General features: G+C 32.2%; 9 protein-coding genes and 1 tRNA gene. 8 read left to right on the top strand and 2 right to left on the bottom strand.

What is annotated here, in order from left to right; genetic code table 11:
- The first annotated feature begins 12 nt into the window (after positions 1-12).
- The 4 genes from ACY3JM_RS07415 to pfkA are packed head-to-tail and all read left to right on the top strand — an operon-like array spanning position 13 to position 6066.
- The gene (locus ACY3JM_RS07415) at positions 13-3396 is read left to right on the top strand and encodes a DNA polymerase III subunit alpha (RefSeq protein ID WP_463111212.1); all 3384 of its coding nucleotides are present in this window, start codon (positions 13-15) and stop codon (positions 3394-3396) included.
- 59 nt (positions 3397-3455) lie between these two features.
- Positions 3456-4310 carry an acetyl-CoA carboxylase, carboxyltransferase subunit beta gene (gene accD, locus ACY3JM_RS07410; RefSeq protein ID WP_463081847.1) on the top strand — a complete coding sequence of 285 codons (855 nt, stop codon included), beginning with the start codon at positions 3456-3458 and terminating at the stop codon, positions 4308-4310.
- A complete protein-coding gene (locus tag ACY3JM_RS07405) occupies positions 4295-5116 on the top strand; it encodes an acetyl-CoA carboxylase carboxyltransferase subunit alpha (RefSeq protein WP_463081848.1) in 822 nt (273 codons plus the stop codon). The genes accD and ACY3JM_RS07405 overlap by 16 nt, the downstream gene beginning before the upstream one ends.
- On the top strand, positions 5113-6066 hold the full coding sequence (gene pfkA / locus ACY3JM_RS07400; protein ID WP_463081849.1) for a 6-phosphofructokinase: 954 nt from the start codon (positions 5113-5115) through the stop codon (positions 6064-6066). The genes ACY3JM_RS07405 and pfkA overlap by 4 nt, the downstream gene beginning before the upstream one ends.
- Positions 6067-6077: 11 nt before the next feature.
- Here pfkA and ACY3JM_RS07395 read toward each other — a convergent pair.
- Positions 6078-6167 (bottom strand) — tRNA-Leu (locus tag ACY3JM_RS07395).
- Between the two features lie 63 nt (positions 6168-6230).
- Between ACY3JM_RS07395 and ACY3JM_RS07390 the strand changes: the two genes are divergently transcribed.
- Both ACY3JM_RS07390 and ACY3JM_RS07385 read left to right on the top strand, forming a co-directional pair.
- Complete coding sequence (locus ACY3JM_RS07390; protein WP_463081850.1) at positions 6231-6734, top strand: HIT family protein; 504 nt, start codon at positions 6231-6233, stop codon at positions 6732-6734.
- Positions 6715-7167 carry a DUF2062 domain-containing protein gene (locus ACY3JM_RS07385; protein ID WP_463111211.1) on the top strand — a complete coding sequence of 151 codons (453 nt, stop codon included), beginning with the start codon at positions 6715-6717 and terminating at the stop codon, positions 7165-7167. The genes ACY3JM_RS07390 and ACY3JM_RS07385 overlap by 20 nt, the downstream gene beginning before the upstream one ends.
- Positions 7168-7180: 13 nt before the next feature.
- Here ACY3JM_RS07385 and ACY3JM_RS07380 read toward each other — a convergent pair whose 3' ends face one another.
- Positions 7181-8221, bottom strand: a complete 1041-nt coding sequence (locus tag ACY3JM_RS07380; RefSeq protein WP_463081852.1) for a 6-phosphofructokinase — start codon at positions 8219-8221, stop codon at positions 7181-7183.
- A 133-nt stretch (positions 8222-8354) separates the two neighbouring features.
- Between ACY3JM_RS07380 and ACY3JM_RS07375 the strand changes: the two genes are divergently transcribed.
- Together ACY3JM_RS07375 and ACY3JM_RS07370 are read left to right on the top strand one after the other, a co-directional pair.
- Positions 8355-10970, top strand: a complete 2616-nt coding sequence (locus tag ACY3JM_RS07375; protein WP_463081853.1) for a tetratricopeptide repeat protein — start codon at positions 8355-8357, stop codon at positions 10968-10970.
- A gap of 2 nt (positions 10971-10972) precedes the next feature.
- On the top strand, positions 10973-13222 hold the full coding sequence (locus tag ACY3JM_RS07370) for a vitamin B12-dependent ribonucleotide reductase (RefSeq protein ID WP_463081854.1): 2250 nt from the start codon (positions 10973-10975) through the stop codon (positions 13220-13222).
- The last annotated feature ends 18 nt before the right edge of the window (positions 13223-13240 follow it).

The following is a 13240-nucleotide window of genomic DNA, read 5'->3' as shown; positions in this document are numbered from 1 at the left end:
TTGGCGATATGTATGGGATTTGTACATCTCCATGTACATTCAGAGTATAGTTTGCTTGATGGTGCCTGTAAGCTTGATGAATTGGTAGAAAAAGCTGTTAATTTTAACATGCCTGCTGTAGCTTTAACAGACCATGGTGTAATGTATGGTGTTATTGATTTTTATAAAATAACGAAAGAGAAGGGAATTAAACCTATAATTGGTTGTGAAGTATATGTAACTCCAGATTCACGCTTTGAGAAAAAAGGCCAAAGAGGAGATCTTTTTCATTTAATTCTTCTTGCAAAAGATTTTGAGGGTTATAAAAATTTAACCAAATTAGTTAGCTTGTCTTTTATAGAGGGCTTCTATTATAAACCAAGGGTTGATAAAGAACTTTTAAGAGAATATTCAAGAGGATTAATAGCTCTTACAAGTTGTCTTGCTGGAGAAGTACCTACCTACATCCTAAACAATAGAATAGATAAAGCAAAAGAATCTATAAAAGAGTATTTAGATATATTTGGAGAAGATTTTTATTTGGAACTTCAAGATAATGGTTTAGAAGAACAAAAATATGTTAATGAAAAATTAATTGAATTGTCTAAAGAATTTAGCGTCCCTCTTGTAGCTACTAATGATGTACATTATTTAAATAAAGAAGATGCCGAGATTCATGATATCCTCTTATGTATTCAAACAGGATCTAAATTAAACGACAAAGATAGGTTAAGATTTAAAACAAATGAATTTTATTTTAAATCAGAAGAAGAGATGTCTAAAATTTTTGAAAGTATACCTGAAGCTTTAGAAAACACAGTAAAAATTGCAGAAAAATGTAATTTAGAACTACCTTTAAACAAGGTTATTTTACCAGTATTTGAAGTACCTGAAGGTGAAACATTAGATTCTTACTTTGAAAGACTTTGTTGGGAAGGGGCAAGAAAAAGATTTGGAGATAATATTCCAAATCACATTAGAGAAAGATTAGAATACGAAATCTCAGTAATAAAACAAATGGGATTTTCTGGATATTTCTTAATTGTACAGGACTTTGTAAGGTATGCAAAGAGTAAAGGGATTCCAGTAGGTCCTGGAAGAGGTTCTGCTGCAGGATCTTTGGTTTCCTATGTTTTAGGGATTACAAATATTGAGCCTACAAGATGGGGATTGATATTTGAAAGATTTTTAAATCCTGAGAGAATAACAATGCCTGATATTGATATTGATTTTTGTTTTGAAAGAAGAGAAGAAGTTATTGATTATGTAAGAAATAAATATGGTAAAGAACATGTGGCTCAAATTATTACTTTTGGTACTATGGCAGCTCGTGCATCTGTAAGAGATGTGGGTAGAGTTTTAAATGTCCCTTATAACGAAGTAGATAGAATTGCAAAATTAATACCTCCTAACAGTAGTATAGAGGAAGCTTTACAAAGTTCACAAGAATTACAAAATCTTGTAGAAAATAATGCTCAAGCTAAAAAGATTATTGATATTGCAAAAAGGATCGAAGGACACGCAAGGCATGCTTCAATACATGCTGCTGGTTTAGTTATTTCTAAGGATCCACTAATAGAGTATGTGCCTCTCCAAGTAATGAATAGCAGTGAAATTGTAACTCAGTTTCCAATGACAAATTTAGAAGAACTTGGACTATTAAAGATGGATTTTCTTGGTTTAAGAACTCTTACTGTAATTTATGATACTTTGAAAAAGATAAAAGAAAATTATGGAGTTGATATAGATATAGATAATTTACCACTGGATGATCCTAAGGTTTATGAATTGTTACAGAAAGGTGAGACGATAGGGGTCTTTCAATTAGAGAGTAGAGGAATGAGAAATCTTTTAAGAGAAATAAAGCCAGAAAAATTTGAAGACTTAATAGCAGTATTAGCTTTATATAGGCCTGGTCCTTTAGGAAGATTAGAAAGTTATATAAAGAGAAAGAGAGGAGAAGAAAAAGTAGAATATATGCATCCTTCTTTAGAACCTATTCTTTCAGAAACCTATGGCGTGATTATATATCAAGAACAGGTTATGGAAATTGCTCATAGATTGGCAGGATTTTCATTAGGACAAGCTGATGTTTTAAGAAGGGCTATGGGTAAAAAGAAGCCAGAAGTTATGGAAGAGCAAAGAGAGATATTTGTTAAAGGTGCAAAAGAGAGAGGTATTCCAGAAGAGGTAGCTAAGGATATATTTGAGGATATGGCAAAATTTGCAGAATATGGTTTTAATAAGTCTCATAGTGCAGCTTATGCCTATGTGTCTTATCAAACTGCTTTTCTTAAAGTTTATTATCCAAAGGAATTTATGTCATCATTATTAACAAGTGTGAGAAATAATACTTCAAAGTTAAGTAAATATATAGCAGAAGCCAAAAGAATGGGTATTAAAATTCTACCCCCAGATGTAAATGAAAGTATGGTTCATTTTACAGTTACAAATGAAGGAATAAGATTTGGACTTTCTGCTGTGAAAAATGTGGGTGAGGGAGTTGCTGTAGCAATTGTAAATGAGAGAGAAAATGGTAAATTTAAATCTGTTTTAGATTTTGTTAAAAGATTGAATTCTCGAGTGATTAATAAAAGAACTTTAGAAAGCTTGATAAAAAGTGGTGCTTTTGATAGTTTTGAATTAAGTAGAAGATCTTTACTTGAAAATATTGATAAGCTTTTAGATTCAGTACAATCGACTAAAAAGGTGCCAGTAACACAAGCATCCTTAATAGATACTATGGAATTAATTAGAGATCCAATGATTATGAATACTGAAGAATTTACTGTGGAAGAATTAATGGAGATGGAAAAAGAGATGCTCGGTCTTTATGTTTCCTATGATCCTCAAGAAGAATTGAGAGAAATATCACAAAAACTCTTTGAAAATACTATTGATGAGTTGGTAGATGTGGAATCTGGAAGCTGGATTATCGTGCCTGGGATTCTTAAGAATGTGAGGGAAATTTTAGATAGAAAGAACCAAAAAATGCTTTTTGCAACATTAGAAGACTACACAGGTGAAGCTGATATAATTGTTTTTTCTTCTGTTTATAATAATTTTAAGGATGTTTTACAAGAAGGTAAGAGAGTTGTGGTAGGAGGTAAGTTAGAAGTAGATAAAGATGAAAATGAGGAAATAGTAAAAATTATGGTAGAACAGGTAGATGAATTGGATGGAAATGTTCTTTTAATTAATTTAAACGCAAATAGAACGTATGAGTTGATTTATAAAATTAGGGAGATATTAAAAAATAGAAAAGGATTAACGCCTGTGATAATAAAGGTTGATAATGAAAAAATTTTAATATCACCTGAATTTTGGATTAAATGGAATGAGGATATCAAAAAAGATCTAATTCAACTATTTAAGTTTGGTGTTACTTTTGGACTTAAACATATAAAAGATCTGTAATTAGCTAAAATAACTTTGTATGGTAAAATAATCAAAAATTAAAATTTTAAGGAGGGGAAATGTTTAGGGATTTTTTAAGAAGAAATGAAAACAAAGATAAATTTAGAGATATTCCCGATGGTTTATGGATTAAATGTCCTCAATGTTCTCAAATCATCTATTCCAAGGATTGGAATGAAAATCTAAAAGTATGTATAAAATGTGGATATCATGATCAATTAACAGCATACGAACGCATAGATCTTTTAATTGACGATGGCACTTTTGAGGAATTTGATGCTCATATTTCACCTATTGATGTACTCGGTTTTATAGATACAAAACCCTATACCCAAAGAATAAAAGAGGCACAAGAAGCTACCGGTTTAAAAGATGCCATTATTGTTGGTAAAGGGGAGATTAATGGGATTCCTGTTCATATAATAGTGATGGATTTTAGATTCATTGGGGGCAGTATGGGATCAGTTGTAGGAGAAAAAGTGGTGAGAACAATTGAAAGAGCATTAAGAGATAGAATACCTGTGGTTAGTGTAATATCTTCAGGAGGAGCAAGAATGCAAGAAGGACTTTTTTCTTTATTTCAAATGGCAAAAACAAGTGCTGCAATTGCAAGACTAAGTGAGGCTAAAATACCATATATCAATGTGTTAACCCATCCATCAACTGCAGGTGTCTTGGCAAGTTTTGGTTCCTTAGGAGATGTAATAGTTGCTGAACCAGGTGCACTAATTGGTTTTACAGGGCCTCGAGTTATTGAACAAACAATAAAACAGAAGCTTCCTGAGGGATTTCAAAGGTCAGAGTTTTTATTAGAGCATGGTATGGTAGATTTAGTAGTAGAAAGGAAGAAGCTTAAAAATACTTTATTTATAATATTGACTCATCTTTGGAGGAAATCATGGAAAGAAGATTGACGCCTTGGGAGAGAATACTTCTTGCAAGACACCCAAATCGTCCTACCTTTTCTGATTTTTTAGATGCATTGTTTGACAATTTTATTGAATTACATGGAGATAGGTTATATGGTGATGATTCTGCAATCATCGCAGGGTTAGGGACTTTTAATGATGAAAGTGTGGTAATTATAGGTCAAGAGAAGGGGAAGTCTGTTCAAGAAAAGATGAAAAGGAATTTTGGTATGCCCCATCCTGAAGGTTACAGAAAAGCTTTAAGAGTTATGAAGATAGCAGAGAAATTTTCTTTACCAGTAATATCCTTTATTGATACGGCAGGAGCATATCCAGGTATAGGTGCTGAAGAAAGAGGACAAGCTTGGGCAATAGCTCAAAATTTAAAAGAAATGTCTGTATTAAAAACCCCAATAATAGTAGTAGTTTTAAGTGAAGGTGGAAGTGGTGGTGCTTTAGGAATAGGGGTTGGAGATTATATAATGATACTTGAAAATGCCTATTACTCGGTGATATCTCCAGAGGGTTGTGCGTCAATTTTGTTTAGGGATTCTTCTAAAGCTCCCGAGGCTGCTGAGGCTCTTAAGATTACTGCTGAAGATCTTTATAAGTTAGGTCTTGTTGATGAGGTAATTCCAGAGCCTAATGGGGGTGCTCATCAGGATTTTGAAGGGACAATTAATAATTTGAGATTAGCTTTAAGGAGGGTATTGAAGAGGTTGAGAGAGAAGGAAATAAAAATCTTATTAGAAGAAAGATGGTTGAAGTTAAGAAATTATGGAAGATTTCAAGAGGAGGAAAAAGAAAAATGAAGGTAGGGGTACTTACTAGTGGTGGTGATGCGCCTGGAATGAATTCTGCAATTAGGGCTATTGTCAGATATGGATTATCTAAAAATTTAGAAATTATAGGGATTGAAAGGGGATATCAGGGTTTAATTGAAGGGGATTTTAGAAGGCTTGGAAGAGATGATGTGAGTGAAATTGTTCAACGCGGTGGAACAATTTTACATACTGCTCGATCAAAGGATTTTGAAAAGGAAGAGGGTATTTTGAAAGCTATAGAGAACATAAAAAATCAAAACATAGATGGTTTAATTGTAATTGGTGGAGAGGGTTCTCTTAAAGGAGCTTTTGAGCTATATAAGAGAGGTATAAAAGTAGTAGGAATCCCAGGAAGTATAGATAATGATATATGGGGAACTGACTTTTCAATAGGTTTTGACACTGCGTGTAATAATGTTATTGATGCTATAAATAAAATAAGGGATACAGCTGCTGCTCATGAGAGGACTTTTGTTATAGAAGTTATGGGTAGGGAGTGTGGATATATAGCTTTTGTTGCTGGATTAGTTAGTGGTGCGGATATTGTGCTTATTCCCGAGGTACCTATAGATTTTCCTTATATTACAGAAAAATTAAAAGAAAGGCAAAAAAGGAATAAAAGACATAATATTATAGTGGTTGCGGAGGGAGTTGGAAGTGCTTATTTTATTGGAAAACAAATTGAGGATAGGGTAGGTATACCTACTCGTATTGTTGTACTTGGACACATACAAAGAGGAGGATCCCCATCAGTATTCGATAGGACTATAGCAACTTTTATGGGTGTGGAAGCTGTGAAAGTTCTAATGAATGGGTTTTCGGGAGTAATGATAGGATGGCAAAATAATACTACTGTTTCTGTCTCTTTAGAGGATGTAATAAATAATAAGAAAAGAGTACCTTCTGAATTGTATTGGGAGATGGAGAAGATATGGTAAGATTAAAATTTTGGTGCCGAAGGCCGGAGTCGAACCGGCACGGGTGTTATCCACCCACCAGATTTTGAGTCTGGCGCGTCTGCCAATTCCGCCACTTCGGCACTTTTTATAAATATTAACTTTTAAAGCTATATTTTGTCAAGTGTAAAGGAAGGAGAGAGAAGATGAAAAGACTTTTTTGTCCATGGAGGATAAAATATGTTACAGCTGAAAAATCAAAGGACTGTATATTTTGTACAAAGCCTATGGAAAGTAAAGATGAAGAGAACTACATATTATTAAGAGGCGAATATAATTTCATAATCCTGAATTTATATCCTTATAATAATGGACATTTAATGATAGTACCTTATAAGCATACAAATGATATTTTATCTATTGATAAAGAAACATTACAAGAAATGATGTTTCTACTGCAGGTATCTGTCGAGGCATTAAATAATATCATGAAACCTCATGGTTTTAATATTGGTATGAATATAGGAGAGGTAGCTGGTGCAGGTATATCAGAGCACTTACATTTACATGTTGTCCCAAGATGGAATGGTGATTCAAATTTTATGGTAGTTATAGGTGATACTAAAGTAATACCAGAGGATTTAGCATCTACATATAAAAAATTAAAGCCTGTAATTGAAAAAATCTATAATGAAAAAAAGAAGTATTAAGAGATTTCTGAGATATATTTATTTAAAGCTTGTAAGAATTCAAGATACACCAGAGAAAATATCTTTAAGCTTCAGTATAGGAGTGTTTATTGGAATTTTTCCTACTTTTGGATTAGGTGGGATTATAATGATTTTTATTTGTTACATATTTAAACTTAATTATCTTGCGGGCATTTTAGGAACATTCATAATGAACTACTTTACATCTCCCTTTTTTTGGACATTGAGTTATATGTTAGGAGATTTTATAACAACAGGAAAAGTTAGATGGCGTGGATTAGAAAGAACAGGTGCAAAAATTTTTATTCTAAGATATCTTTTGGGAAATCTTATTATATCAATTTTATTTTCAATTTTATCTTATTTTGTTGTGAAAGATATTATAATCACATATAGAAAAAGGAAGAGGAAGGTAAAACCCCCCTCTTCCTAAAAAGTCTTCGTTTTTATTTATTAAAGAATGTTTTTACACTTTCGTAAAATGCTGGATCAACATTCTTGGTTTTTCCTTCAATTAGTGTAATATCTACTGGTACTAATTCGCTTCCTTTTACTGCAATAAAGTAACCAGATTTACCTTCATGTACTAAATCAACTGCTGTTTTACCAAGTAATAATCCTAAGATTCTATCTCTAATAGAAGGACTTCCTCCTCTTTGAAGATGGCTAAGTATTACAGCTCTTGTTTCGATTCCAATATTTTTCTGAATTTCCTCTGCTAAGACATTACCTACTCCGCCCAATCTTATATGTCCAAAAGCGTCGACCATTCCTTCTTGTCCCTTTTGGTATGTGAAACCAGGTAACTGTACACCTTCAGCGATGGCTACTACTGCATATGTATGACCCCTAGCATATAGTTTTCTTATATGATTATATAATTCTTCAAGATTTGGTTCTACTTCGGGAATTAAAATATAATCTGCTCCACCTGCTAATCCTCCATAAAGAGCAAGCCATCCAGCATGTCTACCCATTATTTCGACTACTATTACTCTTGCATGAGATTTTGCAGTATCTCTTAATCTTTTAATAGCATCTACTACTACCTCTACTGCTGTATCAAAACCAAGTGTATAATCTGTTTCTTCTAAGTCTTTATCTATGGTTTTTGGGATTCCAATCATGGGAAGTCCAAGTTTGCTAAATTTTGATGCTACTCCCAGGGTATCTTCTCCACCAATAGCTATTAGGGCATCTAAATTTAGTTTCTTAAAACTTTCGATGCATTTTTGTACATCCTCTTCCTTCTTAAATGGGTTTGTTCTTGAACTACCTAATATGGTTCCACCAATTTCTAATATGTCTTCCACATCTTCTAATTTTAAGGGTACAGCATCTGCTTTAATAAGACCAGCCCAACCATATTTTAGTCCTATAACTTCATCTCCATAATCTAAAGCTCTCATAACTACTCCACGTATAGCTGGGTTAAGGCCTGGACAATCTCCACCACCGGTAAGCACACCTATACGTTTCTTACTCATTTTTCATCCTCCTTTTGTTAAATATTAATGCTTATTATGATTTTATTATTAAGTAGAAAAATTGACAAGGTTTTTAAACCTTGTTAGACTTTATTACCATCGTTAAAATTAATATTTTTGAGGGAGAGTTAGGATGAAGAAAAAAGTTAATAAGATTGAAGAGAAATATACTGACCATTATCTTAGACTCTTTATTTTTGCATCTTTGTTATTATTAATTTTCCTAGTACCTATTACTCAACCATATTTTTTGCGGATACATGATGTTTCGGAGCTACCTAAGGTAACATTGATAAGAATATTAGGGGGTTTAGCTTTATTACTTATCGGTCTGTGGTTAATTTTAGGAAAAAGAGAATTTATACTACCTCCTAAGAGTGTTTCTATATGGATTTTTTTATTCTTAATTTCTTGGATTTTATCTACAATTTTTTCAACTAATTTCTATCTAAGCTTTTTTGGTTCCTATATGAGACAGATGGGGTTTCTTAGCTATTTCTTTTATTTTGTTATTTTTTTCCTTATCTATGATGTGGTTGATTCTCAAAAAGAACAAAACTATTTTTTCTGGGCAATAATTTTCTCCACAGTTATTGTAACTTTTGTTGGAATTTTACAGATATACAGATTGATGCCTTGGTTTGAGAGGGTTAGAACTGAATCACGAATTATTTCTACCTTAGGGCATGCTGATTTTTTAGGCCATTTTTTAGTAATGGTTATTCCTATTATTTTGTCCAAGATTTACACCTCGGAAAAATACTATTCAAAAATATTATATCTTCTAATTTTTCTTTCTTCTTTTTTAGTTTTATTAGGTAGTTATACACGTGGTTCCTGGATAGCCTTCATTATATCTCTGGTATTCTATTATGGATATATGTTTTTAAGAAATAGAAATTTTATAAAGAAAAATTCTATAATCACAATATTGCTAATCGTAGGAATGATATTTACAGTAGGAATCTTCTATTTTACAGAACAAGAATACTATATAAAAAGACAAAATTTAGGAGTTTTCTCGTTAAAGGAAAGATTCCAAAGTATTGGTGTAGGATTAGGAGTTACACAATCAAATCCTCGTGTATTGACGTGGAGAGATAGTATTAATCTTTTTACGGATAAAATTTTAAAATCACCAAGGTTACTGATAGGACTTGGTCATGAAACTTTCTCTTTCAATTTTACTCCATATAAGTCCTTAGATCTTGCAAGATATGATCGAGGTAAAGGATATCCAGATAGGGAACATAATGAGTTTCTTGATATTCTATTTCCTCTTGGCATTTTTGGCCTTCTATCTTTTTGTATGATATTAATAAATACTTTCAGAAACGGTATTTACATGATTGATAAAATTCCTAATTCAGAGAGGATATTATATTTAGGGGTTATTTCAGGATGGATTGGTTTTATCATCCAAAGTTTGGTTCTTTTTGGATTATCAGCTACATATCTTTATTTTTGGTCTCTTACTGCTTTTATACTTCTATCCTATAAATTTTATGATTCTGATAAAGTATGGAAGATAGATGTGAGGAATTTGCCTCATATGTTAAAAAGTATTCTATTTATTATGTTTACTTTTATTAGTTTGTTTAGCATTTATATATCAGCAAGATTTTTCAGGGCAGAGGTGTTTTATAGATTCGGTTTGGATTACTCTGTATCAGGAGATGCAGGAAAGGCATCAGCTTTATTTGAGGAAGCAATTAGACTTCGTCCTCAAGAATCAGCATTTAGAGAAGCAGCAGTAAAAGCCTATTTAAATATAATGGGAGCTACTACTAATGAAAATGATAAAAATTATGCTTTTAACAGAGGTTTATATCATATAGAGGGTATGCTTAAAAATGCATATTACAGATCTTTAACATATAACCTTGTAGGAGCATTTTATGCACAGTCTTATCATTATTTAGGAGAAAAGGATAAAAGTTTACTATATAAAGCTGAAGAAAGTTTATATAAAGCTCTATCTTATGATAAATATTCAATACCGCCTATGGAGAATTTGATGAGATTATATTCTTTTGATTTGAAAGATCAGAATAAAGTGTTGGAAATTGCAAAAAGGATATTAGAGATAGATCCTAATCATGAAGAAGCGTTGAATTATATGGCACAATACTACTATACGAAAAGAAAATATGAAGAAGCAAAGAATATTTATGAAAATCTCCTTAGCAAAAAGCCGGACAGTAAGGATTTGTATGTCAATTTAGGATTAATTTATTATCAATTGAAAAATTATAAAAAGGCTGAGGAGTTATTATTGAAAGCACTATCTTATGATCCCTATGACGATAAAGTTTTAGCCCTTTTAAAGAAAGTTTATGAAGCTTGGGGAATCAAAAAATCTTTACCCCAAATAAAATTAAACGATAATGTTTTAGTACAAAGGGGTCTTGACTATTATAATAATAAAAATTATCAGAAAGCCATAGAGTTTTTTAAGAAAGCATTAGAGGCAAATCCTAACTCTTTTGAAGCTATGAATAATATTGGGGCTTGTTATTATATGTTGGGAGATTATGATAATGCTGAGTATTGGTTTTCAAAAGCAATAAATGCTAAAATTGACTATATTCAAGCTTATTCTAATCTTGCTTATGTTTTAATACAAAAAGGAAAGATAGATATGGCTGAAAAAATTATAAAGGATGGACTTAAATACAAGCCCAACGATGAATCTTTAAAGAGTCTATTAGATGAAGTGGTAAAACTTAAAGGAAAAGGGAGTAATTAAAAATGAAGAAAGTAGAATTAACTGAACAAGCTTTAAATATACTACAAAAGAGATATCTTAAAAAGGATGAAAACGGAAATGTTATTGAGACTCCGGAAGAGATGTTTGAGAGAGTTTCTGAAAGTATTGCTAAAATAGATCTTATTTATGACTCTAATGCTAATTGGGAAGAAACAAAAGAAAAATTTTATGATATGATGGTTTCTTTAGAGTTTCTTCCTAATTCGCCTACACTTATGAATGCTGGTAGACCATTAGGACAACTATCAGCATGTTTTGTTATACCAATTGAGGATTCATTAGTGAGCATATTTGATGGATTGAAGTATGCGGCTTTAATACATCAGTCTGGAGGAGGTACTGGATTTTCATTTTCTCGCCTTCGTCCTAAGGGGGATATTGTTAGGACAACTGGAGGTGTTGCTTCTGGACCAGTAAGTTTTATGAAGGTTTATGATGCAGCAACAGATACCATAAAGCAGGGTGGTGTAAGAAGAGGCGCAAATATGGGAATTCTTCGAGTTGATCATCCTGATATTTTTGAATTTATTACCTGTAAAGATAAAGAAGGAGTGCTACCCAACTTTAATATATCTGTTGCTATTACAGATAAATTTATGGAAGCTGTTTTGAGGGATGATGATTTTGAATTGATAAATCCGAGAAACAAAGAAGTTGTTAAAAAAGTAAAAGCAAGAGAAATATTTGATCTTATTGTGGAACAGGCTTGGAAAAATGGGGAACCTGGGGTAATATTCATTGATGAAATTAACAGAAAAAATCCGACGCCTGGTGTTGGAGAAATTGAGGCTACAAACCCTTGTGGTGAGCAACCTTTACTTCCTTTTGAATCTTGTAATTTGGGATCTATAAATCTTGGTAAAATGATTAAGAGTAATGGTGATAAGAATGAGATTGATTGGGATAAATTAAGAGAAACAGTACACAAGGCAGTTCATTTTTTAGATAATGTAATTGATGCTAATACATATCCTTTAAAGCAAATAGAAGAGATTACAAAAACTAATAGAAAAATTGGCCTTGGTGTTATGGGTTTTTATGATCTTTTGATTCTTCTTGAAATTCCTTATAATACTCAGAAAGCAAGAGATATAGCGGAAGAAATTATGAGGTTTATCCTTGATGAAGCAAGAAATGCTTCTCTAAATCTTGCAGAAAAAAGAGGGGTTTTCCCAAATTGGGAAAAGAGTATTTATAAGGATATGGGTTTAAGGTTAAGAAATGCTACTTTAACTACTATTGCTCCTACTGGAAGTATTAGTATAATAGCTAATGCTTCTTCTGGTATTGAGCCTATTTTTGCTTTGGCATATAAAAGAAAGGTGAGCTTAGGGGAATGGAATGAGGTTTATCCTTTGTTTAAGGAAGCGTTAATAAAGGAAGGGATATATTCAGATGAAATAATAGAAAAGATATTAGAAAAAGGCACTATTAAAGATATGGAAGAGATACCAGAGAAGATAAGAAAATTGTTTGTTACAGCATTAGATATAGATTATGAAGATCATGTTCTAATGCAAGCTGCATTTCAAAAATATGTAGATAATGCGGTATCAAAGACTGTAAATTTAAAACAATCAGCTACCAAAGATGATATAAGAAAAATTTATCTAATGGCCCATGAGTTAGGTTTGAAAGGAATAACTGTATATAGAGATAAATCAAGAACAGAACAAGTTTTGAGTGTAGAAACGAAAGAGGCAAAGGAGGATAAAACTGAACATAAAGTAAAACCACGACCACGTCCAAATATAACTCATGGTGCAACAATAAAAATAAAGACTGGTTGTGGTAATCTATATGTAACAGTGAATGAAGATGAATTTGGCATATGTGAAGTGTTCTCAACCTTAGGTAAAGCAGGAGGATGTGCAGCATCTCAAACTGAAGCAATCTCAAGACTAATTTCTTTGACCTTAAGGAGTGGTGTAGATATAAATTCTATTATTAAACAGTTAAAGGGAATAAGATGTCCTAATCCCACAAGATCAGAAGAGGGTGATTTTATCTTCTCTTGTTCTGATGCTATTGCAAAAGCATTGGAAAAATATTTAGTGCTAAAAGAAGGTGGTGTAAATTTTTCCTCTCACAATAATTTTGTAATTATGCCTAAATCTTCAGATAAGGAAAGTTCCTATTCAGGAATTCCATGTCCAGAATGTGGTGCACCTCTACAGATAGCAGAAGGTTGCTTAACGTGTAGAGTTTGTGGTTACTCAAAGTGTTATTAAAAAATAAGCCCCCTTAAA

The organism is Dictyoglomus sp. SSW, assembly GCF_055181335.1.
The sequence above is the reverse complement of the archived record's forward strand: the minus strand, read 5'-3'. Positions and strand labels throughout refer to the sequence as shown.

Excerpts from the sequence above, each read along its gene's own strand:
- ACY3JM_RS07415 (WP_463111212.1), top strand. The coding sequence starts at position 13 with ATGGGATTTGTACATCTCCATGTACATTCAGAGTATAGTTTGCTTGAT.
- ACY3JM_RS07390 (WP_463081850.1), top strand. The coding sequence starts at position 6,231 with ATGAAAAGACTTTTTTGTCCATGGAGGATAAAATATGTTACAGCTGAA.
- ACY3JM_RS07385 (WP_463111211.1), top strand. The coding sequence starts at position 6,715 with ATGAAAAAAAGAAGTATTAAGAGATTTCTGAGATATATTTATTTAAAG.
- accD (WP_463081847.1), top strand. The coding sequence starts at position 3,456 with ATGTTTAGGGATTTTTTAAGAAGAAATGAAAACAAAGATAAATTTAGA.
- pfkA (WP_463081849.1), top strand. The coding sequence starts at position 5,113 with ATGAAGGTAGGGGTACTTACTAGTGGTGGTGATGCGCCTGGAATGAAT.
- ACY3JM_RS07405 (WP_463081848.1), top strand. The coding sequence starts at position 4,295 with ATGGAAAGAAGATTGACGCCTTGGGAGAGAATACTTCTTGCAAGACAC.
- ACY3JM_RS07370 (WP_463081854.1), top strand. The coding sequence starts at position 10,973 with ATGAAGAAAGTAGAATTAACTGAACAAGCTTTAAATATACTACAAAAG.
- ACY3JM_RS07375 (WP_463081853.1), top strand. The coding sequence starts at position 8,355 with ATGAAGAAAAAAGTTAATAAGATTGAAGAGAAATATACTGACCATTAT.
- ACY3JM_RS07380 (WP_463081852.1), bottom strand. The coding sequence starts at position 8,221 with ATGAGTAAGAAACGTATAGGTGTGCTTACCGGTGGTGGAGATTGTCCA.